We start from the raw sequence: 24268 nt of genomic DNA on the forward strand, positions 1-24268 counted from the left end.
ATGGAGATTTACTCATATTGGACTCATTTTCAGGTTATACCGCATGTCATCACTGAATATTAAGCAGGGAAGTGACTCTCATTTTCCCGATTATCACCTGGCGTCGCCCAGTAATAATGAAATTGATTTACTTAATCTAATCGACATTTTATGGCAGGCAAAAAAAACGGTCATGGCAGTCGTTTTTGCGTTTGCCTGCGCAGGTTTACTTATCTCTTTCATCCTGCCGCAAAAATGGACCAGTTCGGCTGTCATCACCCCCGCAGAGGCTGTTCAGTGGCAAGACCTGGAGAAAACTTTCACTAAACTCCGCGTGCTGGATCTCGATGTCAATATCGACCGCGGCGGTGTTTTCAATCTTTTTATTAAAAAGTTTCAGTCGGTTAGCTTACTGGAAGAGTATCTGCGTTCATCACCTTATGTTATGGACCAACTAAAAGAGGCGAAAATCGACGAACTGGATTTGCATCGCGCTATTGTCGCATTGAGCGAAAAAATGAAAGCGGTTGATGACAATGCCAGTAAGAAAAAAGATGAGCCGACACTTTATACTTCCTGGACGCTAAGTTTTACCGCGCCCACCAGTGAAGAAGCCCAGACCGTTCTGGCAGGGTATATCGATTATATCTCTACGTTGGTGGTGAAAGAGTCGCTAGAAAATGTGCGTAATAAACTGGAAATTAAAACCCAGTTCGAAAAAGAAAAACTGGCCCAGGATCGGATTAAAACCAGAAACCATCTTGATGCAAATATTCAGCGCCTCAATTATTCACTCGATATTGCTAATGCGGCAGGAATTAAAAAACCCGTTTACAGTAATGGTCAGGCAGTAAAAGACGACCCTGAGTTCTCTATTTCTCTCGGCGCAGACGGTATTGAGCGTAAACTGGAAATTGAAAAAGCGGTCACCGATGTTGCCGAACTGAACGGTGATTTACGTAATCGCCAGTATCTTGTTGAGCAATTAACAAAAGCAAATGTCAGCGATGTCAATTTTACGCCGTTTAAATATCAGTTGCGTCCGAGTTTGCCGGTGAAAAAAGACGGTCCTGGCAAAGCGATTATTGTGATCCTTGCCGCGTTGGTCGGCGGTATGGTTGCGTGTGGCAGCGTGCTTTTGCGCCATGCAATGGCATCCAGAAAACAGGATGCCATGATGGAAGGCCACTTAGTTTAAATCTTCGCGGTTGAAGGTGCCGTTCGTCCGAGCGGCACCACCAATGGTGTTCCTGCCACGGGATCATCAATAATCATGCAGCGCAAACCATAGATACGCTCAATTAATTCGGCAGTGACAATCTCCTTAGGCGCACCCTGGGCGATAATTTTTCCTTCTCGCAGCGCAATCAAATGGCTGGCGTAACGACAGGCCTGGTTGAGATCGTGCAGCACCGCAGCCAGCGTATAGCCTTTCTCGCGGTTTAGTTCACTGAGCAACTCCAGCAAATCAATCTGATGACTGATATCCAGCCAGGTCGTTGGCTCATCGAGCAACATAATCGCCGTTTCCTGGGCCAGCACCATCGCGATCCACGCTCGCTGTCGTTGCCCGCCGGAGAGGGTATCCACGCTTTGATTCGCCAGATGAGTAATTCCCGTGGCCTGCATCGCTTTTGTAACCGCCTCTTCATCTTCTTTCCGCCAGCGGGTAAACAACGGCTGATGCGGATAGCGCCCACGCGCTACCAGCTCCTGAACGGTGATGTCGCCCGGCGTGGTAGCGTTTTGCGCCAGCAGACCAATCCGGCGTGCGACCTCTTTACTGGCGAAACGCTGAATCTGTTCGCCATCCAGCCAGACATGCCCGTGAGCGGGTGTCATCAGACGGCTTAACGTGCGCAGCAACGTGGATTTACCGCAGCCGTTTGGCCCGATAATCGCCGTGAAATGACCGTCAGGGATCTCTACGGTCAGATTTTCCGCAACGGTACATTTGCCATATCCCAGGGTTAACTGCTCGCCGCGCAAACGGGCTACTGATTCGGTCATTTTTTGCGAGACTCCTGAATTAACAAGACGATAAGGTAAATACCGCCGAGGCTGACGGTGACGACGCCAACCGGAAGTTGATACGGCATAAACAGTTGCTGAGCGCAGAGGTCTGCTGCCAGCAGTAACAGCGCGCCACATAGCGCCGCCTGGGTCAGCCCCCAGCGAGCGGTGCCGCTAATGCGTCGGGCAATATGCGGCGCGACCAGCGCAATAAAGGAGATCGGCCCCGCCAGTGCAGTTGCAGCAGCGGTAAGCACCACCGCCACCAGCATCATTAACAGACGCGAGCGTTCGACGCTGACGCCCAGCGCGCAGGCAGTATCATCGCCCATCTCCAGCAAGCGCATCCGCCTTACCAGCAAGGCTGCGGCAATTAACATCAAAATAATGATTGGCGCGGAAGGCCAGGTTTTCGCCCATGTCAGGCCGTTGAGCGAGCCGGCATTCCACAAACCCGCCGTTAGCGCCGTCTCTAATGAGGCTTTAAGCAATAGCCAGGTATTAAAGGCCACCAGCATGGCGCGAACGCCGATACCGATAATAATCAGGCGAAAGGTGTCGATACCGTTACGCCAGGCGAGCAGCCAGACCAGTAGTGAAGTGACAATGCCACCCGCCATTGCTGCCAGGGCGATAGCCGTCAGGTCCTGACCAAACAGTACCATCGCCACCAGCACGCCGCTCCACGCCCCGGTGTTAAAGCCCATCACGTCAGGGCTGCCGAGTGGGTTACGCATCAGCGACTGAAAAATAGCGCCGCTGACGCCCAGCGCCGCGCCAATTAACAGCGCCATCAGCACGCGCGGTAAGCGCCATTCGGTGACGACCATTGTCATACTGCGGGGAGCATCATCCATCAGCGCGGCGAATACCTGCGATGTTTCCAGTGTCACAGCACCACTGCGTAATCCCCAGATGCCCGCCACGATACAGGCGGTAATCAGCAACAAACAGGTTATGAGTAATCTGCGAGAGACGTAAATCATGCGCCACCTCGCGTTTTACGTCGGACGAGGAAGATTAATACCGGTGCGCCAATAAAGGCGCTGACCACGGAAACGCGCAGCTCGCCGGGCACAATCACACGCCCGATGATATCGGCAAACAGCAGCAGGACAGGCGTGGCGAGTAGTGTAACGGGGAGTGACCAGCGATGATCTGCTCCTACCAACCAGCGCGCCATATGCGGCATCATCAGGCCAATAAAGGCAATTGGACCCACCACTGCCGTCGCACTACCGCAAAGCACAGTAATCGCCAGCAGACCAATCAACTGTGTGCGCGCTACGCGGCTACCCAGCGCCGTCGCGGTGTCGTTTCCCAGACTTAAACTATTTAACGCACGACTCAGTAAGAGTGCGGTTACTCCGGCGATCAGCACCGGGATCAGCACCACTTTTAAGGTATGGAGGTTGCGAATATCCAGTGAACCGGCTTGCCAGAAACGCAACTGATCGTAGACGTCAGGATTAAGCAGGGCGATGCCGCTGGTCAGCCCTTCCAGTACCGCCGCCAGCGCCACGCCCGCCAGGGTTAAACGCACCGGACTTAACTGCCCGCCGCCCTGGCTGCCGGTAAAGGCAACAATCAACGAGGCCACCAGCGCGCCAGCGAAAGCCATCGCCAGTTGTTCCTGGGCGGAAGAGTAACCAAACAGCGCTGCGCCGAGCACAATGGCAAAGCTGGCTCCGGCGTTCACGCCAAGCAAACCGGGATCGGCAAGCGGGTTTCGGGTGAGGGTTTGCATTAACGCCCCGGCAAGGCCAAGCGCTCCGCCCGCCAGCAATCCGGCAAGGGTGCGCGGCAGTCGCGCGTCGAGCACGATGGTGCAGTCGGCGCTCTGGCAGGTGCCGGAGAGTGCCTCCAGGACCACGGAGGCGGGGAGTGATTTTGCCCCAATGAGCAGGCTTAATGCCGTCGCGATAATCAGTAATAACAGCAATCCGGGCACGGCAATGGCGCGTGTCACGGCAACAGAACCAGACATACGAACTTCCATGATAATGAAATTAATTATCGTTATCGATCTTATTTGGATATGTTAGCATGTGCAGCCTAAGAATAGGTATTTAAAATATTTGATGGCAAGGCATTGTAATGAATAAACAATCCTGGCTGCTTAACCTCAGCCTGTTGAAAACGCACCCGGTGTTTCGCGCAGTATTCCTCGCTCGTTTTATCTCAATTGTTTCTCTGGGGTTGCTCGGCGTCGCGGTGCCGGTGCAGATCCAGATGATGACGAATTCCACCTGGCAGGTTGGGCTTTCAGTGACGCTGACCGGCGGCGCGATGTTTGTCGGTCTGATGGTCGGTGGTGTGCTGGCGGATCGTTATGAGCGCAAAAAAGTGATTTTGCTGGCGCGCGGCACCTGTGGTATTGGCTTTATTGGTCTGTGCCTGAACGCGCTGTTGCCGGAGTCATCACTATTGGCAATCTATTTACTCGGTTTATGGGATGGTTTTTTTGCCTCGCTGGGCGTTACGGCGCTGCTGGCGGCAACGCCTGCGCTAGTTGGGCGGGAAAACTTAATGCAGGCCGGGGCGATTACCATGTTGACCGTGCGCCTGGGATCGGTAATTTCGCCCATGATGGGTGGCTTACTGCTGGCGACTGGCGGCGTCGCCTGGAACTACGGGCTGGCGGCGGCAGGAACGTTCATCACTTTACTGCCTCTGTTAAGCCTTCCGGCACTGCCGCCGCCACCGCAGCCGCGTGAGCATCCGCTGAAATCGCTTCTGGCAGCCTTTCGTTTTCTGCTCGCCAGCCCGCTGGTGGGCGGCATTGCGCTGTTGGGTGGGTTGTTGACGATGGCGAGTGCGGTGCGGGTACTGTATCCGGCGCTGGCAATCAACTGGCAGATGTCGGCGGCGCAGATTGGCTTTCTCTATGCGGCAATTCCGCTCGGTGCGGCAATCGGGGCGTTGACTAGCGGGAAACTGGCGCATAGCGTGCGGCCAGGATTGTTAATGCTGCTTTCCACATTAGGTTCATTTCTCGCCATTGGTTTGTTTGGCCTGATGCCAATGTGGATTCCGGGCGTGGTTTGTCTGGCGCTGTTCGGCTGGCTGAGCGCGGTCAGTTCGTTGCTGCAATATACAATGCTGCAAACGCAAACTCCGGAAGCGATGTTAGGGCGGATTAACGGTTTGTGGACGGCGCAGAACGTGACGGGCGATGCGATTGGTGCGGCGTTGCTGGGCGGTCTGGGGGCGATGATGACACCGGTTACATCCGCCAGTGTCAGTGGCTTTGGCTTGTTGATTATCGGTGTATTGTTGTTGCTGGTGCTGGTGGAGTTGCGCCGTTTTCGCCAGACGCCACCACAAGCGGCAGCGTCCGACAGTTAATGCTTAGAACAGCGCCTTAAGTCGTTCCAGCACTTGCATGGCGCTGTAGTAATCCAGACGGAACGTCTCGGTTCCCAGTGCATAAACCTGCTTGTTCTGTACTGCAGGCAGGTGCGCGAGCAGCGGATTAGCATAAATTGCATCGGCATCTTTCTGATCGCCGGCGAACAGGAACAGCGACTCACCGTTTAACCCGGCAGCCAGATTTTCTCCACCAAGCTGAATGATGTCATGGCGTTTGCCCTGACTTTGACTGGCGTTTAAGCCCGCAGGCAGTTTCGCCAGCGTAAAGCCGAGTTGTTCCAGCATCTGCCCTTGTGCTGATTCCGGCGTCCAGAGATTGGCGCTGTGTGCAGCAGCAGTATAAACAATGGCAGTGACCGGCTGCGGCGGTAATTTGATTTGCTCTTTCGCTGCCGCCAGTTGCTTATCAAACTGCGCAATCCGCTCTGCCGCTTGTTTCTCATGCCCGGTAATTTCGCCAAGTTGCGTTAACAGCGACTGCCAGCTTTTGTCGTCGTAATTGATAATTAACGTCGGCGCGATGGTGGAAAGCTGATCGTACAGTGGCATTGCAGAATCGCCGCCGGTTGCGCTAATCAAAATCAGATCCGGCATTTGTGCGGCTACCGCTTCGGCGTTCGGTTCTCCGATATAGAGGCGCTGCAGTTTGCGTTCCTTCGCAACATCGCTCCACTGGCGCAAGAATCCCTGGTCGTCCGCGACGCGGTTATTCGGCGTAGTTGCACCACTGGCAATCACCGGAGCGTCTATCGCCAGCAGCGACCCCGTCAGCGTGACGCTGGTTGAGACGATGCGCTGTGGCTGGCTTTCCAGCGTATGGCTGCCGCGGCTGTCAGTCACCTGACGCGGCCAGTCGGCGGCCTGCACTGCGGATATTCCTGAAAGCAAAAGTCCTGCTAAGAAAAGGGTCTTACGGTAGAGCGGGGCGAGTCTCACGAATCAGCGTCCTGTTATTAGTGAAGTTAATGCTTCTCATTTTCATTGTAACGACAAGCAGATGCAAGCCCGAGTCGTAGATTGTGTTGCGGCAAGAGTTGACATAGTGGCTGTTTGCTTTTAGGTTAGCGACCGAAAATATAAATGATAATCATTATTAAAGCCTTTATCATTTTGTGGAGGATGATATGGATACGTCACTGGCTGAGGAAGTACAGCAGACCATGGCAACACTTGCGCCCAATCGCTTTTTCTTTATGTCGCCGTACCGCAGTTTTACGACGTCAGGATGTTTCGCCCGCTTTGATGAACCGGCTGTGAACGGGGATTCGCTAGACAGTCCCTTCCAGCAAAGACTCACCGCCCTGTTTGCTAATGCCAAATCGCAGGGCATTAAAAATCCAGTGATGGTCGGGGCAATCCCCTTCGATCCACGTCAACCTTCATCGCTGTATATTCCCGAATCCTGGCAGCCATTCTCCCGCCAGGAAAAACAAGCTTCTGCGCGCCGTTTTACCCGCAGCCAGTCGCTGAATGTGGTTGAACGGCAGGCAATTCCGGAACAAGCCACGTTTGAACAGATGGTTGCCCGCGCTGCCGCACTTACCGCCACACCGCAAGTCGACAAAGTGGTGTTGTCACGGTTGATTGATATCACCACCGATGCCGCCATCGACAGCGGCGTACTGCTGGAACGGTTGATCGCGCAAAACCCGGTTAGTTACAACTTCCATGTGCCGCTGGCCGATGGTGGCGTCCTGCTCGGAGCCAGCCCGGAACTGCTGTTGCGTAAAGATGGCGAGCGTTTTAGCTCGATTCCGTTAGCCGGTTCCGCGCGTCGTCAGCCGGATGAAGTGCTCGATCGCGAAGCGGGTAATCGTCTGCTGGCGTCGGAAAAAGATCGCCATGAACATGAACTGGTGACCCAGGCGATGAAAGAGGTACTGCGCGAGCGCAGCAGTGAGTTACACGTTCCCTCCTCTCCACAATTGATCACCACGCCGACGCTGTGGCATCTCGCAACGCCCTTTGAAGGTAAAGCGAATTCGCAAGAAAACGCACTGACGCTGGCCTGTCTGCTGCATCCGACCCCCGCGCTGAGCGGTTTCCCGCATCAGGCCGCGACCCAGGTTATTGCTGAACTGGAGCCGTTCGACCGCGAACTGTTTGGCGGCATTGTTGGCTGGTGCGACAGCGAAGGTAACGGCGAGTGGGTAGTGACCATCCGCTGCGCGAAGCTGCGGGAAAATCAGGTGCGTCTGTTTGCCGGTGCGGGGATTGTGCCTGCGTCGTCACCGCTGGGGGAGTGGCGCGAAACGGGCGTCAAACTTTCTACCATGTTGAATGTTTTTGGATTGCATTAAGGAGTGAGGATGAGCATTCCATTCACCCGCTGGCCGGAAGAATTTGCCCGTCGCTATCGGGAAAAAGGCTACTGGCAGGATTTGCCACTAACTGACATTCTGACGCGACATGCTGAGAGTGACAGCGTCGCGGTTATCGACGGCGAGCGGCAGTTGAGTTATCGCCAGTTGAATCAAGCGGCTGATAACCTCGCGTGTAGTTTGCGCCGTCAGGGCATTAAACCTGGTGAAACCGCGCTGGTACACTTAGGTAACGTCGCTGAACTTTACATTACCTTTTTCGCGTTGCTGAAACTGGGCGTTGCGCCGGTGCTGGCGCTGTTCAGCCATCAGCGTAGCGAACTGAACGCCTATGCCAGCCAGATTGAACCGGCATTACTGATTGCCGATCGCCAACATGCGCTGTTTAGCGGGGATGATTTCCTCAATACATTTGTTGCAGAGCATTCCTCCATTCGCGTGGTGCAACTGCTGAACGACAGCGGCGAGCACAATTTGCAGGATGCGATTAACCACCCGGCAGACGGTTTTACTGCCACTCCGTCGCCTGCCGATGAAGTGGCGTATTTCCAGCTTTCCGGCGGCACGACCGGCACGCCGAAGTTGATCCCGCGTACCCATAATGACTATTACTACAGTGTGCGCCGTAGCGTCGAGATTTGTCAGTTCACGCAACAGACACGCTACCTGTGCGCGATTCCGGCGGCTCACAATTACGCCATGAGTTCGCCTGGATCGCTGGGGGTTTTTCTCGCAGGCGGCACAGTGGTTCTGGCGGACGATCCCAGCGCCACGCTCTGTTTCCCATTGATTGCCAAACATCAGGTTAACGTTACCGCACTGGTGCCACCGGCAGTCAGCCTGTGGTTACAGGCATTGAGCGAGGGCGAAAGTCGGGCGCAACTCGCCTCGTTAAAACTGTTACAGGTCGGCGGCGCGCGTCTTTCTGCCACGTTGGCGGCGCGTATTCCCGCAGAGATTGGCTGCCAGTTGCAGCAGGTGTTTGGCATGGCGGAAGGGCTGGTGAACTACACCCGTCTTGATGATAGCGCGGAGAAAATTATCCATACCCAGGGCTACCCAATGTGTCCGGACGATGAAGTGTGGGTTGCCGATGCCGACGGAAATCCATTGCCACAAGGGGAAGTCGGGCGTCTGATGACGCGTGGGCCGTACACCTTCCGCGGTTATTACAAAAGCCCGCAGCACAATGCCAATGCCTTTGACGCCAACGGTTTTTACTGTTCCGGTGATCTGATCTCCATAGATCCAGACGGTTACATCATTGTGCAGGGGCGCGAGAAAGATCAGATCAACCGTGGCGGTGAGAAGATCGCTGCCGAAGAGATCGAAAACCTGTTACTGCGCCATCCGGCGGTGATCTATGCCGCGCTGGTGAGCATGGAAGATGAGCTGATGGGCGAAAAAAGCTGCGCTTATCTGGTGGTAAAAGAGCCGCTGCGTGCGGTGCAGGTGCGTCGTTTCCTGCGTGAACAGGGTATTGCCGAATTTAAATTACCGGATCGCGTGGAGTGTGTGGATTCACTTCCGCTGACGGCGGTCGGGAAAGTCGATAAAAAACAATTACGTCAGTGGCTGGCGTCACGCGCATCAGCCTGAAGGAGAGAACACGATGGCTATTCCAAAATTACAGGCTTACGCACTGCCGGAGTCTCACGATATTCCGCAAAATAAAGTCGACTGGGCCTTTGAACCGCAACGTGCTGCGCTATTAATCCATGATATGCAAGACTATTTTGTCAGCTTCTGGGGCGATAACTGCCCGATGATGGAGCAGGTGATCGCTAATATTGCCGCCCTGCGTGACTACTGTAAGCAACACAATATTCCGGTTTATTACACTGCCCAGCCAAAAGAGCAGAGCGATGAAGATCGGGCGCTGCTGAATGATATGTGGGGGCCGGGCCTGACGCGTTCGCCGGAACAACAAAAGGTGGTGGATCGCCTGACGCCAGATGCTGACGATACAGTGCTGGTGAAGTGGCGCTACAGCGCGTTTCATCGTTCCCCGCTGGAGCAAATGCTTAAAGAGAGCGGACGTAACCAACTGATTATTACCGGAGTGTATGCGCACATCGGTTGTATGACCACTGCGACCGACGCGTTTATGCGCGATATTAAACCGTTTATGGTGGCTGATGCGTTGGCCGATTTCAGCCGTGACGAGCATTTGATGTCGCTGAAATATGTTGCCGGGCGTTCCGGTCGGGTGGTGATGACTGAAGAGTTACTGCCAGCACCGATCCCTGCCAGTAAAGCGGAGCTGCGCGAGGTGGTTCTGCCGTTGCTGGATGAATCTGATGAACCGTTTGATGACGACAACCTGATCGACTACGGTCTGGATTCGGTGCGCATGATGGCGCTGGCGGCGCGCTGGCGCAAAGTGCATGGCGATATCGATTTTGTCATGCTGGCGAAAAATCCGACCATCGACGCCTGGTGGAAGCTACTCTCTCGCGAGGTGAAATAATGAATTTCAGCGGCAAAAATGTCTGGGTAACCGGCGCGGGGAAAGGCATCGGCTATGCCACGGCGCTGGCGTTTGTTGAAGCGGGAGCAAAAGTCACAGGCTTTGATCGGGCATTCACGCTGGAGCATTATCCCTTTGCGACTGAAGTGCTGGATGTTGCTGATGCCGGGCAGGTGGCGCAAGTCTGCCAGCGGCTGTTAGGCGAAACGCAGCGCCTGGACGTGCTGGTCAATGCGGCAGGAATTTTGCGCATGGGCGCGACAGACCAACTGAGTAAAGAAGACTGGCAGCAGACTTTTGCGGTCAACGTCGGCGGTGCGTTTAACCTGTTTCAACAGACCATGAATCAGTTTCGCCGTCAGCGGGGTGGAGCGATTGTTACGGTAGCGTCCGATGCCGCACACACGCCGCGTATTGGTATGAGTGCTTATGGCGCGTCGAAAGCGGCGCTGAAAAGTCTGGCGTTGAGCGTCGGGCTGGAACTGGCAGGTAGTGGAGTACGTTGCAACGTGGTTTCGCCGGGTTCCACCGACACCGACATGCAACGCACGCTGTGGGTGAGCGATGACGCGGAAGAGCAGCGTATTCGCGGCTTTGGTGAGCAGTTTAAGCTTGGCATTCCACTGGGGAAAATCGCCCGTCCGCAGGAGATCGCCAACACGATTTTGTTCCTCGCCTCCGATCTCGCCAGCCATATCACGCTACAGGATATCGTGGTGGATGGCGGCTCAACGCTGGGAGCATAACTGTGATCTGGAAACGTCATTTGACCCTGGATGAACTGAACGCTACCAGCGATAACACGATGGTGGCGCATCTGGGAATTGTTTACACCCGTCTGGGTGATGATGTGCTGGAAGCCGAAATGCCGGTCGATACCCGTACTCATCAGCCGTTTGGTCTGCTGCACGGCGGCGCGTCGGCGGCGCTGGCAGAAACGTTGGGATCGATGGCTGGATTTATGATGACTCGCGACGGGCAGTGCGTGGTGGGGACGGAACTTAATGCCACCCATCATCGCCCTGTCTCGCAGGGAAAGGTGCGTGGCGTCTGTCAGCCGCTGTATCTTGGGCGACAAAATCAGAGCTGGGAGATTGTCGTTTTCGATGAACAGGGACGGCGTTGCTGCACCTGTCGGCTGGGTACGGCGGTTTTGGGATGAACCCGACAGAATAAAATGAGATTGCAGGAAAACTCGGTTAATGGAGTGATCGAGTTAACATTGTGAAGTTAATTATTGGTTTTAACTCTTATTTGTTTGGTTATCGCGTTGTTAAATTTTGCAAAGATGTTATAGAAACAAAATGTAACATCTCTATGGATACGTACACGGATAACAATTATGAACAAGTCAGGGAAATACCTCGTCTGGACAGTGCTCTCTGTGATGGGAGCATTCGCTCTGGGATACATTGCTTTAAATCGTGGGGAACAGATTAACGCGCTGTGGATTGTGGTGGCGTCGGTCTGTATCTATCTCATCGCTTATCGTTTTTACGGTCTGTTTATCGCCAAAAAAGTGCTGGCGGTTGACCCGACTCGTATGACGCCAGCCGTGCGCCATAACGACGGTCTGGACTATGTGCCGACGGACAAAAAAGTGCTGTTCGGTCACCATTTTGCGGCCATTGCCGGCGCAGGCCCACTGGTCGGGCCGGTGCTGGCGGCGCAGATGGGCTACCTGCCGGGGATGATCTGGCTGCTTGCCGGGGTGGTTCTCGCCGGTGCGGTGCAGGACTTCATGGTGCTGTTTGTTTCCACGCGCCGCGATGGTCGCTCGTTGGGTGAACTGGTCAAAGAAGAAATGGGACCAACCGCCGGGGTGATTGCGCTGGTGGCCTGCTTTATGATCATGGTGATCATTCTGGCGGTGCTGGCGATGATCGTGGTGAAAGCCCTGACCCATAGTCCGTGGGGAACGTACACCGTTGCGTTCACTATTCCGCTGGCGCTTTTTATGGGGATCTACCTGCGCTACCTGCGTCCAGGTCGCATTGGTGAAGTGTCGATCATCGGTCTGGTGTTCCTGATTTTCGCCATCATTTCTGGCGGCTGGGTGGCAGAAAGTCCGACCTGGGCACCGTACTTTGACTTTACGGGCGTGCAGTTGACCTGGATGCTGGTGGGCTACGGTTTTGTGGCGGCAGTGCTGCCGGTATGGCTGCTGTTGGCTCCGCGTGACTACCTCTCTACCTTCCTGAAAATCGGGACTATCGTTGGTCTGGCGGTGGGAATTCTGATTATGCGCCCCACGCTGACCATGCCGGCGCTGACCAAATTTATCGATGGTACTGGCCCGGTATGGACCGGTAACCTGTTCCCGTTCCTGTTTATCACCATCGCCTGTGGTGCAGTGTCTGGCTTCCATGCGCTGATCTCTTCCGGCACCACGCCAAAGATGCTGGCGAACGAAGGTCAGGCGTGCTTTATCGGTTACGGCGGGATGTTGATGGAATCCTTCGTGGCGATTATGGCGCTGGTTTCCGCCTGTATCATCGATCCGGGCGTGTACTTCGCCATGAACAGCCCGATGGCGGTGCTGGCTCCGGCAGGTACGGCAGATGTGGTGGCTTCTGCAGCGCAAGTGGTGAGTAGCTGGGGCTTTGCAATTACCCCGGATACGTTAAACCAGATTGCCAGTGAAGTCGGTGAACAGTCGATCATTTCTCGTGCGGGCGGTGCGCCAACGCTGGCGGTAGGGATGGCCTACATCCTGCACGGTGCGCTGGGCGGCATGATGGATGTGGCGTTCTGGTATCATTTTGCCATTCTGTTTGAAGCGCTGTTTATTCTGACGGCGGTAGATGCGGGTACGCGTGCTGCGCGCTTTATGTTGCAGGATCTGCTGGGCGTGGTTTCTCCTGGTCTGAAACGGACGGATTCACTGCCTGCTAACCTGCTGGCGACGGCGCTGTGCGTACTGGCCTGGGGTTACTTCCTGCATCAGGGCGTGGTCGATCCGCTGGGCGGCATTAATACCCTGTGGCCGCTGTTTGGTATTGCTAACCAGATGCTGGCGGGGATGGCGCTGATGCTTTGTGCCGTGGTGCTGTTCAAGATGAAACGTCAACGTTATGCCTGGGTGGCACTGGTGCCAACGGCCTGGTTGCTGATTTGTACCCTGACCGCAGGCTGGCAGAAAGCGTTTAGCCCGGATGCGAAGGTCGGCTTCCTGGCAATTGCGAACAAGTTCCAGGCAATGATCGACAGCGGTAATATTCCGTCGCAGTATACCGAGTCACAACTGGCGCAACTGGTGTTCAACAACCGTCTGGATGCCGGACTGACCATCTTCTTTATGGTGGTTGTGGTGGTTCTGGCGCTGTTCTCGATTAAGACGGCACTGGCGGCATTGAAAGAGTCGAAGTCGACGGCGAAAGAAACGCCGTATGAGCCGATGCCGGAAAATGTTGAGGAGATCGTGGCGCAGGCGAAAGGCGCGCACTAAATTATCACTATTACGCTCTCTCTTTTGGGAGAGCGTAAGGCTGATGACAAACGCAAAATTGCCTGATGCGCTGCAACATTTGTAGACAGGATAAGGTGTTCACGCCGCATCCGGCAATATCTCAGCAATCTGATTACCGGAGGTATTGATGTTTGATTCACTGGCAAAAGCCGGAAAATATTTAGGTCAGGCGGCGAAGCTGATGATTGGCATGCCCGATTACGATAACTATGTCGAACATATGCGGGTCAATCATCCTGATCAGACGCCGATGACTTATGAAGAGTTTTTCCGCGAGCGGCAGGACGCGCGCTACGGTGGCAAAGGCGGCGCGCGCTGTTGCTAAATCTGCATGTCAGACGGTAAATGATTCCACTTTTTCGAACGCTGCACGCAACGTATCAGGTGTCAGCGTGACCGGCAAATAATGAATGGACTCCACCGGACGCAAAGTATGGGCAATCACTTTGTCGATTTCCGCCTGATTATTGATATCCACTTCCAGTTCCGCCAGCGTGGTCGGTAGATGAAAACGCTTATATGCCCCGGTTAATTGCGCCAGCACGTCATCCTGTCCCAGCAAGGCGCTTTGTACCAGAATGCCGTAAGCAACTTTGGTGCCGTGGAGAAATTTCTCGGTTTGCGGCAGCACGGTCAGACCGTTATGCACGGCATGAGCTGCCGCCACACGCGTAAAACGATCGCCCAGACCTCCTACCATACCTCCACCGGCGATAATCGCATCCACCACATCGCAAAATGACTGCGTTAACTGCTTGTTTTGCTGATCGGCAAGAGCCTGTTCGCTACTGCTTAACAATACGTCGCGGATGGCCTGTGCGCTATTGAGCCCCAGACGCACAGTCAGCGGCAATGTTTCCGGTTGCGGTGCCAGCACCACCGCTTCATACCATTTCGCCAGCGTGTCACCGATACCCGCCAGCAGATATTCTTGCGGTGCATTGAGGATAATCTCTGGTTCCACCAGCACCATAAAATTGGTGTCGTCGAAAATCTCATAATGTAGCGCCTGTCCGGCGTCGTTATACCAGACGGAGAGCGGTGTCCAGGCAGCGCAGGTAGCGGCGATCGTCGGAACGGCAACAAACGGCAGACCCAGACGGCGGGCGAGGGCTTTCGCGGTGTCGAGCAGTGCGCCGCCGCCGACGCCAATCACGACGCTGCGATTGTCACCAGACTCAGCCGCCAGTTGTTGCACATCGTTTTCGCTGCAATGACCACGAAACAAAATATGTTTTGCGCCGGGCAGCTCAAACGCTGGTGGAAGTTTTGTTTCTGCCGCAGCAATGGCACGTTCGCCATAAATCCACACGGCACGAGCAAGCTGTTCGTTGGTGAAAAAATCATGCAGGTGATTCAGGCTTCCTGGATGAGAAAAGTAGTTAGCAGGGCCGACGACGACGCGGATAGGATTGTGAGGCATGTTGTGTTGTCCTTATTGTTTTATTTAGACATCTAAACGTCTTGATTGCCAAATACTAACATCGTGTTATAGTGCCTTCAACACGCAACTTCGTCAGGCATGATAAAAATGACAAATAACCCTCTGATTCCACAAAGCAAACTTCCACAACTAGGCACGACTATTTTTACCCGGATGAGCGCGTTGGCGCAGCAGCACCAGGCGATTAATCTGTCGCAAGGTTTTCCTGATTTTGATGGCCCGCGCTATTTGCAGGAGCGGCTGGCGTATCACGTTGCTCAGGGCGCAAATCAATACGCGCCAATGACTGGCGTGCAGGCATTGCGCGAGGCGATTGCTGAGAAAACCGCACGGCTGTATGGCTATCAACCGGATGCTGAACATGACATCACCGTAACAGCAGGAGCGACGGAGGCGTTATATGCGGCGATTACCGCGTTGGTACGTAGTGGCGATGAGGTTATCTGTTTTGATCCCAGCTATGACAGTTACGCACCCGCCATCGCGCTAGCGGGTGGGGTAGTGAAACGCATCGCGCTGCAACCGCCATATTTTCGCGTTGACTGGCAAGAGTTTGCTGCGTTACTGAGCGAGCGTACCCGGTTGGTGATCCTCAATACGCCGCATAATCCCAGCGCCACTGTCTGGCAGCAGGCTGATTTTGCAGCCTTGTGGCAGGCGATTGCCGAGCGCGAGATTTTTGTCATTAGCGATGAGGTCTACGAGCACATCAATTTTTCACAGCAGGGCCATGCCAGTGTACTGGCGCATCCGCAACTGCGTGAGCGGGCGGTGGCGGTGTCATCGTTTGGCAAGACCTATCATATGACTGGCTGGAAAGTGGGGTATTGCGTTGCGCCAGCGCCCATCAGCGCCGAGATCCGCAAGGTGCATCAGTATTTGACTTTTTCGGTCAATACTCCCACACAACTGGCGCTTGCCGATATGCTGCGGGAGGAACCTGAACATTATCTTGCGTTACCGGACTTTTATCGCCAGAAGCGCGATATTCTTGTGAATGCATTACGAGAGAGCAGACTGGAGATCTTACCCTGTGAAGGCACTTACTTTTTGCTGGTGGATTACAGCGCCGTTTCTACGTTGAATGATGTCGAGTTCTGTCAGTGGTTAACGCAGGAGCATGGTGTAGCGGCGATCCCTCTGTCGGTGTTTTGTGCCGATCCCTTCCCGCATAAACTGATTCGTCTCTGTTTTGCCAAGAAGGAATCGACGCTGCTGGCGGCGGCTGAACGCCTGCGCCAGTTGTAATTATTTCACCGTCCAGGCACGGGAATATCTACGGTCGGCAAACAACTCTTGCAGGCCGTTTATTTGCTTGAGGCGTAGCACTTCGTCGCTGTCCATACCCAGTTCTATACTGATTTTATTATCGTCCCATCCCAACTGGCTGAGTTCACGAACGATTTCTGACATTGCTGTGATTTGGTGGCGGCCACGCGCGCGGTTGTGGCGAATCGTTGCAGCGATGCGTTCGTTACGATCCCTTTCCAGACAGGTAACCGGTAAATACCCTTTTAAGCGCGTTTTTAACGTGTTAGAGCCTTTACCAATTTCATGGCGGTGGAAACCATCAACAATTTCAAGCGTATTAGCTCTGGTGTTGGTTACTACAATCGGTTGGGTAAAACCATCAATTTCAATGGATTTTTTTAATAGCTTCTTCTCTGGCGGTGCCACATTATTGGGATTGTAATCGTTTGGCACGAGTTGGCTATTTTTAACCCATAACACACAATCCACCGGCTCGTCGCGAAATGGACTCACTTGATGTATCGCCATCCGGATCTCATTGATCGCCTTAATGCGATCTTCTTCCGCTAAACTGGCGAGAAATTGCGTTAAATCCTGAGTTAATCGCTGTTGCATAATATTCCCCACTCCTGACGTTTTTCTTTCATCCGTTCGTTATAACGTTGATAATTTTTAGCTTTTGTAGGGCTGAATGATAACGCCCGGCACCAATAATCATTGTTGAGTAATACCTTGCAGATACGTCGCCAGGAGGGGACGTCTTTTGAGCCAATATCTCCTTGTTGAGTCTGAGGAATTTCGATTCCTTTTTTTTGATACCAGTGCAAATAAACAGCAATTTTATTGCGATAATGATCAGCCGTTTTTTCTGGCATGCTGTTAAGCAGTAATAAGGCATATTCCTGCCAGTCTAAATGGTCAGGTTTTAGGATCTTCCTGTGGCCATAGAATTGATTATTGTGACCAGCGTAAATTCCACCGCTTTTTACGCCACTGACCCGGGCGCACATTGCGGCCCATCGATCAGGTTCAAGAACATGATATAGCCACAAACCTTGCCGTTGCTCTGGACCAAAAGGTTCGCAAATTCGCATTTGACGCAGAGGGACGCCAGCCTGGTACATCAGGTTATACAGCGGATTACAGAGGTTTTGGCCTTTAGCGTACCAGGTCCAGATATCAGCGACTTTCCAGTCGTAAATGGGGTAAATGTACCAACAATGACCGCCTGGCGCGGCGGTGGTCCACGGCTTATCGTCAGCAAAACGTTGTTTATTTAAACTGGCAATGGCGACGAAACGATTATAAGACTCGTCGGCACGGATCCCGACCATCATTGCGGCTGGTCGTTGTTGTGAAAACCATTCGGCAAATTCACGCACGAAATGTTCAAACGTCATACCCGATTGATAAAACGAGAAAAATGCCGGGTCGGTTATCGCATCTTCTGGTGGCTGTCGAACCCATTCAGTATCAGGTTGCCAGCACTGCCATTCAGGTTGATATTGGGATAATGAATTTTGTGTTGTTAACGGTAGAGCCACCCAATAAAACGTTTCGATGACATCCGCATATTGTTCCCGTAGCGATTGAACATAGTCAATAGTACAAGAAAACTGTGCTTCCCAGTCGATAAACAGGACGTGTATTTTTTTTCCTATTTTCCTGGCCAGACCTGCGGTCAAATGAAGCATTAAGCCAGAATCTTTACCACCAGAAAAAGAGACGCATACGCGGGGCAGTGTATTAAGTGTCCAGGTGATACGGTCTTGTGCTGCTTCCAGAATATTGAGAGGAAGCGGAATTTTATAAATGGACATCTGTAAACGCTCTCTTAACATGACCGGGAGAAAGTGCAATAGTTTGCTGATTATAATATTAATAAACTTAAATGAAATATCTTATTTTATATTCACTAGGTGAATTTTTTTATGATGAATATTGTTCTTATTGATAGGTTTTCAGGATAAGCTGTCATTTAAGCGATCAATAAATCGAGAGAACGCCAGATTGTTTAATGATGATTTATTATAGGAAATATAAAGTGTATTAGAGGGGAGATTATGTTTTAGTTTTATTTGTTTTAATTGCAGGTTTTTCTGATGACAACGATATAGTTCAAAGGGAACAATACCCAGTAAATCGGTTACCGCAATAGTATTGATAATAGTAAACAGAGAAGAACTACGGAATGCTATTTTTCGGTTTGCCAGAATCGCTTCTATTTCCATCTGAAAATCTTCAAGGCCAGATGCTTTTGATGTCAGAAAAGTAAACTCTTCATCAAGAATGTCTTCGCGGCTACTGTATTCCGTTATTCTCGGATGAGATGCACTACAGATAAGCGTGTTGCGTATCGATTGAAAAGGTACACAGCTCACCGAGCGACTGATGACTGGTATTAATGTAATAACCAGATCTGCTTTGCGATAAGCCAATAAATTTTCGGCGCTTTCTGCTGACATCATAATGTCATGATGTTCAATTTCTACCGATGTGTCTTGTCGTAGGCATCCGATCAAAAGACTACTGTTGGTTGACGAGATAAGTTGCGGACCATAAATAATAAATTTTTTCTTCAGCTCGGATTTATTGACAATGTTGATGGTTTGCTCAAGGTTTTTGAGATTTTTCTCAAGATGATGATGCAGATTTAATCCTGTCGTTGTTGGTGCAATTCCTTTACCGGAGCGAATAAATAAGGGGTCATTAAATTGCGCCCGTAGACGTTGTAAAGACTGGCTTACCGCAGAAGGCGTTATATATAATGATTCTGCGGCCTTGCTAATACTAAGATGTTGGTAGATGCACTCAAAAATGACAAGCAAGTTTAAATCGAATTTTTTTAAGTCGTAAAGATTAGCCATGATGCACTCCATTCATATGCTTGTTCTCATAATATTCATCAAGTCAATGATATGGCTTTATGTATTTTTATATATTATGTTATTTTACTTAATTCACGATTAAGTTTTTCTAAAATAGCATAGCTGATATGAGAGGGGTGAACAATACTTGCGATTTTTTGGATAACTGAAAAAGAGATAAATATTCCAGTTATCCATAGAATGAAGGTTATTTATTTCCCATAATGATATTAAATGTTTTTTGATCTGGTAATCCGACAGCCTGCTGTAATGTGTTTTCTGGGCTCATGTAATAAATAGCAGGGGTAACATTTGCGCCCAGTTCGTCCATCAACGTCTCGTTGGCACTGAGAATCTTCATCTGTTCAGGTGTGATGCTCCCTGAGAGGTTCAGCTTTAACTTGCCGCCAGATGCCTCATACTCTTGCCACGTTTTTGCCGGATCTTTAGACGCGAGGATTGCCGCCGCGGTGGCCGGGCTTTCTGGTTTTATCACGCCAACCAGCAGAGTACGAATTTGAACTTTACCGGCATCAACCCATGGGCGTGCTTGTTGCCAGAATTGTTTGCAATACGGGCAGAAAGGATCGGCAAAAACATAAACCACGACCGGCGCGTCTTTTTTACCGTCAAGTAACCAGTTTGATTGTTCCATACGCTGCCACATTTCGCGTCCGGCAGGTGCGTAAATCTCTTTTTCAATAAGAGCGTTACTGAGGTTTTCTCCCTTTTCGTTGTACATATAGCCAGAGATGGCATGCTTACCGTCTGGCGTAAGGTAGATAGTGACCCCCATATCCTGATATTTCCCCAGATAACCTTTCATACCGCCTGGCGCATCGAACGATTTAATAATCGTAATTCCCTGTTTTTCAATCGCTTTAACGGGCGCAGGAAGCTCTTCGGCGTAAGCAATTCCTGGGAGCAGGGTAAAAAAAATTATCTTTTTTAACATTGTCTTGTCCTTTTCGTTCAGTGCAAATACACAATAAAAGGCTTAACCTATCACTGTCATAGTTAAGACCTTATCTCAGGTGATTGCCCTTTGTTTATGAGGGTGTTGTAATCCCTCTCGTCGTTGCGATTATCATCGCAACACCGTAGCCTGTTGAACAGGCGCTGAAGATACCAAAGGGTAGTTCAGGTTATGCGGTCACCTGGAAAGGGGACCCATTTTACTTTTTATCGCCACTGGCGATGCAAAGTTCACAAAGTTGTCTTACGAAGGTTGTAAGGTAAAACTTATCGATTTGATAATGGAAACGCATTAGCCGAATCGGCAAAAATTGGTTACCTTACATCTCATCGAAAACACGGAGGAAGTATAGATGTCCTTGATTAACACCAAAATTAAACCTTTTAAAAACCAGGCATTCAAAAACGGCGAATTCATCGAAATCACCGAGAAAGACACCGAAGGCCGCTGGAGCGTCTTCTTCTTCTACCCGGCTGACTTTACTTTCGTATGCCCGACCGAACTGGGCGACGTTGCTGACCACTACGAAGAACTGCAGAAACTGGGTGTAGATGTATACGCAGTATCTACCGATACTCACTTCACCCACAAAGCATGGCACAGCAGCTCTGAAACCATCGCTAAAATTAAATATGCAATGATCGGTGACCCGACTGGCGCCCTGACCCGTAACTTCGACAACATGCGTGAAGATGAAGGCCTGGCTGACCGTGCTACCTTCGTTGTTGACCCGCAGGGTATCATCCAGGCTATCGAAGTTACCGCTGAAGGCATTGGCCGTGACGCATCTGACCTGCTGCGTAAAATCAAAGCAGCACAGTACGTGGCTTCTCACCCAGGTGAAGTTTGCCCGGCTAAATGGAAAGAAGGTGAAGCAACTCTGGCTCCATCCCTGGACCTGGTTGGTAAAATCTAAATTTTCTTCGTCTTTCACGCCATAGCAGTGTTGGCGTCGCCCGCTCACCCCGGTCACTTACTTGTGTAAGCTCCGGGGGTTCACAGGCTAGCCGCCTTGCTCTGACGCGAAATACTTCGGAAATTCACCTAATTAATCGGGTGCTGCGGCACCCGATTTTCTTCCCCGCACCATGATGCAAGCTGCATCCAGGTAGCCGCAGAGGCCGCTTGCATGATGATGTTTAAAGCCCAGGAGATAAACATGCTCGACACAAATATGAAAACTCAACTCAAGGCTTACCTTGAGAAATTGACCAAGCCTGTTGAGTTAATTGCCACGCTGGATGACAGCGCTAAATCGGCAGAAATCAAGGAACTGTTGGCTGAGATCGCAGAACTGTCAGACAAAGTCACCTTTAAAGAAGATAACAGCTTGCCGGTGCGTAAGCCGTCTTTCCTGATCACCAACCCAGGTTCTAACCAGGGGCCGCGTTTTGCAGGCTCTCCGCTGGGCCATGAATTTACCTCGCTGGTACTGACTCTGCTGTGGACCGGTGGTCATCCGTCGAAAGAAGCGCAGTCTCTGCTGGAGCAGATCCGCGACATTGACGGTGATTTTGAATTTGAAACTTATTATTCGCTTTCCTGCCATAACTGTCCGGACGTGGTGCAGGCGCTGAACCTGATGAGCGTACTGAACCCGCGCATTAAACACACGGCGATTGACGGTGGTACGTTCCAGAACGAAATCACCGATCGTAACGTGATGGGCGTTCCGGCCGTATTCGTGAATGGTAAAGAGTTTGGTCAGGGGCGTATGACGCTGACTGAAATCGTTGCGAAGATTGATACTGGCGCTGAAAAACGTGCGGCAGAAGAGCTGAACAAGCGTGACGCTTATGATGTGCTGATCGTTGGTTCTGGCCCGGCGGGTGCTGCGGCGGCAATTTACTCCGCACGTAAGGGTATCCGTACTGGTCTGATGGGCGAACGTTTCGGTGGTCAGATCCTCGATACCGTTGACATTGAAAACTACATCTCCGTGCCGAAAACCGAAGGCCAGAAACTGGCTGGTGCGCTGAAAGTTCACGTTGATGAATACGATGTTGATGTGATCGACAGCCAGAGCGCGAGCAAGCTGATCCCGGCCGCGGTTGAAGGCGGTCTGCATCAGATTGAAACAGCTTCCGGCGCGGTACTGAAAGCCCGCAGCATTATCGTGGCGACCGGCGCAAAATGGCGCAACATGAACGTTCCGGGTGAAGATCAGTATCGCACCAAAGGCGTAACCTACTGCCCGCACTGCGACGGCCCGCTGTTTAAAGGCAAACGTGTAGCGGTGATTGGCGGCGGCAACTCCGGCGTGGAAGCCGCGATTGATCTGGCGGGTATTGTTGAACACGTTACCCTGCTTGAGTTTGCGCCAGAAATGAAAGCCGACCAGGTTCTGCAGGACAAACTGCGCAGTCTGAAAAACGTCGACATCATTCTGAATGCGCAAACCACTGAAGTAAAAGGCGACGGTAGCAAAGTTGTTGGTCTGGAATACCGTGATCGCGTGAGCGGCGATATTCACAATATCGAACTGGCCGGTATTTTCGTTCAGATTGGTCTGCTGCCGAACACCAACTGGCTGGAAGGCGCAGTAGAACGTAACCGCATGGGTGAAATCATCATCGATGCGAAATGCGAAACTAACGTCAAAGGCGTGTTTGCAGCCGGTGACTGTACGACGGTTCCGTACAAACAGATCATCATCGCCACTGGCGAAGGTGCCAAAGCCTCTCTGAGTGCCTTTGACTACCTGATTCGCACCAAAACTGCATAAGAAGAAGTAAGATTCACCTGCAATTGTTTAGCCGCCGGGGTCAAACCTGGCGGCTTTTTTTCGTTATAGAAAACCCTGCCAGGATGGCTCCGGGCAGGGCACCATAAATACGTTAATTTGTTAACGAACGACTAATACAGGCAGATGGGCGTGGCGGATCACGCTGGAAGCGTTAGAACCTAACAGATGGGTTGAAATTGATGGATTACGCGAACCGATAACCACAACATCCGCATTCAGTTCTTTGGCTAATTCATTCACCTCATCTCTCACGCTACCAAAACGGACATGTGGTTTGATACGGGAGGGATCAATAGTGAAATGACCCACCATTGTCTGCAGGCGCTCTTCCGCCTCATGTTGCAAATGCTCTTCGAAACGACGCACATCGGCAGCAAAACGGTGCAGACTAAGGCTTGCAGCGCCTGGTAATACATGGAGTAAATGAATTACACCATCATCCTGGGCGAGAAATTCAGCGTGACGAACGGCTTTGTCGCTTAATTCCATTTCAAATACGTCTACTGGCATAATGATTGTTTTGTACATAAGCATTCTCTCCTTGCTGTTGCATGCATACATAACATCATATTATTGATTTTAGATCTGTGATTTGCGACGTTGATTTTATATCTATTAAATATTGATGCTTAAAATGTATTCGTGTTGGTACTACCAGTGTTGCTCAAGGTATAGCACCGCTACAACAATTATTGCTGCGATGAAAATATAAAACGCTGTAATACCAAGAGCTTCACTCATAATGGAGTCCGCAGGTTGATAACCTGTTCAGATTAGAACGTAGCGGGGAAGAGCAAAATGATAAATCTGGTTGATATTTGAGCGGAAAGAGGATGCGGACGCATCCTCTGAGCAAAGCGATTTAACGCTTGTGCAGATGGGATTAAAGCAGGTATTCGCCAGCGGCTTCTGGCTGGTATTCGAGTTCCAGCACTTCAAGGTGGGTGGTAACGCCGCCCGGAAGTTCCCAGTGAATGGTGTCGCCAACGCGCAGCCCCAGCAGTGCGGCTCCAACCGGAGCCATAACGGAAAGCTGAGTATTGCTGTCGGTCATTTTGGCCGGATACACCAGCGTGCGCACACGCACTTCGCCATCGCTAAGATTGCGGAATTTAACCCGGCTGTTCATCGTCACCACATCGTGTGGCATATCTTCTGGCGAACACATTTGGGCGCGATCCAACTCTGCGTTTAACGCGTCAGCGACTGGCAAACCGGCGTAGGCGGGTTGCTCCAGCAGAATATCGATGCGTTCGGCATCCAGGTCGTTAATGATGATAGTTGGTCTGGACATTTTTACTCCATGTCGTCGGTACTGCGAGTGTCGCAGATAAACATACCCAAAAGAAAACCCTCACCG

At 51.7% G+C, this 24268-nt stretch carries 24 protein-coding genes; 12 read left to right on the forward strand and 12 right to left on the reverse strand.

Going from position 1 to position 24268, the window contains the following annotated elements; all coding sequences use genetic code 11:
* Window positions 1-43 precede the first annotated feature (43 nt).
* On the forward strand, window positions 44-1177 hold the full coding sequence (wzz(fepE), locus tag A1WG_RS06390) for an LPS O-antigen length regulator Wzz(fepE) (protein WP_001515946.1): 1134 nt from the start codon (window positions 44-46) through the stop codon (window positions 1175-1177).
* Here the strand turns inward: wzz(fepE) and fepC are convergent.
* Genes fepC through fepD form a run of 3 tightly spaced genes read right to left on the reverse strand, consistent with a single transcriptional unit; the run spans window position 1174 to window position 3979 of the window.
* Complete coding sequence (gene fepC, locus A1WG_RS06385; protein WP_001515947.1) at window positions 1174-1989, reverse strand: iron-enterobactin ABC transporter ATP-binding protein; 816 nt, start codon at window positions 1987-1989, stop codon at window positions 1174-1176. The two genes, wzz(fepE) and fepC, sit on opposite strands and share 4 nt — an antisense overlap.
* Window positions 1986-2978 carry an iron-enterobactin ABC transporter permease gene (fepG, locus tag A1WG_RS06380; RefSeq protein ID WP_000640983.1) on the reverse strand — a complete coding sequence of 331 codons (993 nt, stop codon included), beginning with the start codon at window positions 2976-2978 and terminating at the stop codon, window positions 1986-1988. Before fepG ends, fepC begins: the two co-directional genes overlap by 4 nt.
* Window positions 2975-3979 carry a Fe(3+)-siderophore ABC transporter permease gene (fepD, locus tag A1WG_RS06375; protein ID WP_001515948.1) on the reverse strand — a complete coding sequence of 335 codons (1005 nt, stop codon included), beginning with the start codon at window positions 3977-3979 and terminating at the stop codon, window positions 2975-2977. The genes fepG and fepD overlap by 4 nt, the downstream gene beginning before the upstream one ends.
* A 110-nt stretch (window positions 3980-4089) precedes the next feature.
* Here fepD and entS point away from each other — a divergent pair, with 110 nt between their 5' ends.
* On the forward strand, window positions 4090-5340 hold the full coding sequence (gene entS, locus A1WG_RS06370) for an enterobactin transporter EntS (RefSeq protein ID WP_001515949.1): 1251 nt from the start codon (window positions 4090-4092) through the stop codon (window positions 5338-5340).
* A 3-nt stretch (window positions 5341-5343) separates the two neighbouring features.
* Here the strand turns inward: entS and fepB are convergent, their stop codons facing one another.
* A complete protein-coding gene (fepB, locus tag A1WG_RS06365) occupies window positions 5344-6300 on the reverse strand; it encodes a Fe2+-enterobactin ABC transporter substrate-binding protein (RefSeq protein WP_001515950.1) in 957 nt (318 codons plus the stop codon).
* Window positions 6301-6488: 188 nt separating this feature from the next.
* Between fepB and entC the strand changes: the two genes are divergently transcribed.
* The 7 genes from entC (at window position 6489) to A1WG_RS06330 (ending at window position 13949) form a co-directional block, all read left to right on the forward strand.
* On the forward strand, window positions 6489-7664 hold the full coding sequence (gene entC, locus A1WG_RS06360) for an isochorismate synthase EntC (protein ID WP_001515951.1): 1176 nt from the start codon (window positions 6489-6491) through the stop codon (window positions 7662-7664).
* A 9-nt stretch (window positions 7665-7673) separates the two neighbouring features.
* Entirely contained in the window at window positions 7674-9284 is a 1611-nt protein-coding gene (entE, locus tag A1WG_RS06355) for a (2,3-dihydroxybenzoyl)adenylate synthase EntE (protein ID WP_001515952.1), read from the forward strand.
* A 13-nt stretch (window positions 9285-9297) separates the two neighbouring features.
* Entirely contained in the window at window positions 9298-10155 is an 858-nt protein-coding gene (gene entB, locus A1WG_RS06350) for an enterobactin biosynthesis bifunctional isochorismatase/aryl carrier protein EntB (protein ID WP_001515953.1), read from the forward strand.
* Entirely contained in the window at window positions 10155-10901 is a 747-nt protein-coding gene (gene entA, locus A1WG_RS06345) for a 2,3-dihydro-2,3-dihydroxybenzoate dehydrogenase EntA (RefSeq protein WP_001011656.1), read from the forward strand. Before entB ends, entA begins: the two co-directional genes overlap by 1 nt.
* Before the next feature lie 2 nt (window positions 10902-10903).
* Window positions 10904-11317: a proofreading thioesterase EntH gene (entH, locus tag A1WG_RS06340; RefSeq protein WP_000637956.1), complete on the forward strand. Its 414-nt coding sequence runs from the start codon at window positions 10904-10906 to the stop codon at window positions 11315-11317.
* A 180-nt stretch (window positions 11318-11497) separates the two neighbouring features.
* Window positions 11498-13603, forward strand: coding sequence for a pyruvate/proton symporter CstA (cstA, locus tag A1WG_RS06335; RefSeq protein ID WP_001515955.1), 2106 nt, complete (start codon window positions 11498-11500; stop codon window positions 13601-13603).
* A 148-nt stretch (window positions 13604-13751) separates the two neighbouring features.
* On the forward strand, window positions 13752-13949 hold the full coding sequence (locus tag A1WG_RS06330) for a YbdD/YjiX family protein (protein ID WP_000460431.1): 198 nt from the start codon (window positions 13752-13754) through the stop codon (window positions 13947-13949).
* Between the two features lie 9 nt (window positions 13950-13958).
* Here the strand turns inward: A1WG_RS06330 and hcxA are convergent, their stop codons facing one another.
* Window positions 13959-15047 (reverse strand): hydroxycarboxylate dehydrogenase HcxA, encoded by a 1089-nt coding sequence (gene hcxA, locus A1WG_RS06325; protein ID WP_001515956.1) that lies wholly within the window; start codon window positions 15045-15047, stop codon window positions 13959-13961.
* Between the two features lie 108 nt (window positions 15048-15155).
* On the opposite strand from hcxA, the gene ybdL reads away from it, so the two are divergent.
* Complete coding sequence (gene ybdL / locus A1WG_RS06320; RefSeq protein ID WP_000183958.1) at window positions 15156-16316, forward strand: methionine-oxo-acid transaminase; 1161 nt, start codon at window positions 15156-15158, stop codon at window positions 16314-16316.
* Here ybdL and A1WG_RS06315 read toward each other — a convergent pair whose 3' ends face one another.
* From A1WG_RS06315 to dsbG, 4 genes are all read right to left on the reverse strand, one after another.
* Window positions 16317-16946, reverse strand: coding sequence for an IbrB-like domain-containing protein (locus A1WG_RS06315; protein WP_000526876.1), 630 nt, complete (start codon window positions 16944-16946; stop codon window positions 16317-16319).
* On the reverse strand, window positions 16919-18139 hold the full coding sequence (locus A1WG_RS06310; RefSeq protein WP_000029788.1) for a phosphoadenosine phosphosulfate reductase: 1221 nt from the start codon (window positions 18137-18139) through the stop codon (window positions 16919-16921). Before A1WG_RS06310 ends, A1WG_RS06315 begins: the two co-directional genes overlap by 28 nt.
* 141 nt (window positions 18140-18280) lie before the next feature.
* A complete protein-coding gene (citR, locus tag A1WG_RS06305) occupies window positions 18281-19186 on the reverse strand; it encodes a DNA-binding transcriptional repressor CitR (RefSeq protein ID WP_000002459.1) in 906 nt (301 codons plus the stop codon).
* Window positions 19187-19394: 208 nt separating this feature from the next.
* On the reverse strand, window positions 19395-20141 hold the full coding sequence (dsbG, locus tag A1WG_RS06300; protein ID WP_000913734.1) for a thiol:disulfide interchange protein DsbG: 747 nt from the start codon (window positions 20139-20141) through the stop codon (window positions 19395-19397).
* Window positions 20142-20514: 373 nt separating this feature from the next.
* On the opposite strand from dsbG, the gene ahpC reads away from it, so the two are divergent.
* Window positions 20515-21078 carry an alkyl hydroperoxide reductase subunit C gene (gene ahpC, locus A1WG_RS06295; protein WP_000052796.1) on the forward strand — a complete coding sequence of 188 codons (564 nt, stop codon included), beginning with the start codon at window positions 20515-20517 and terminating at the stop codon, window positions 21076-21078.
* Window positions 21079-21321: 243 nt separating this feature from the next.
* Window positions 21322-22887, forward strand: coding sequence for an alkyl hydroperoxide reductase subunit F (gene ahpF / locus A1WG_RS06290; RefSeq protein ID WP_032159383.1), 1566 nt, complete (start codon window positions 21322-21324; stop codon window positions 22885-22887).
* Window positions 22888-23007: 120 nt separating this feature from the next.
* Here ahpF and uspG read toward each other — a convergent pair whose 3' ends face one another.
* The 3 genes from uspG to rnk all read right to left on the reverse strand — a co-directional run bounded on the left by uspG (window position 23008) and on the right by rnk (window position 24202).
* Window positions 23008-23436 carry a universal stress protein UspG gene (uspG, locus tag A1WG_RS06285; RefSeq protein ID WP_001515959.1) on the reverse strand — a complete coding sequence of 143 codons (429 nt, stop codon included), beginning with the start codon at window positions 23434-23436 and terminating at the stop codon, window positions 23008-23010.
* Between the two features lie 123 nt (window positions 23437-23559).
* Window positions 23560-23649 (reverse strand): small membrane protein YldA, encoded by a 90-nt coding sequence (yldA, locus tag A1WG_RS25375; RefSeq protein WP_353889723.1) that lies wholly within the window; start codon window positions 23647-23649, stop codon window positions 23560-23562.
* Between the two features lie 142 nt (window positions 23650-23791).
* Window positions 23792-24202: a nucleoside diphosphate kinase regulator gene (gene rnk, locus A1WG_RS06280; protein WP_000089740.1), complete on the reverse strand. Its 411-nt coding sequence runs from the start codon at window positions 24200-24202 to the stop codon at window positions 23792-23794.
* Window positions 24203-24268: the final 66 nt, after the last annotated feature.

This window comes from Escherichia sp. KTE96, assembly GCF_000408525.1.
Lineage (GTDB): Bacteria > Pseudomonadota > Gammaproteobacteria > Enterobacterales > Enterobacteriaceae > Escherichia > Escherichia marmotae.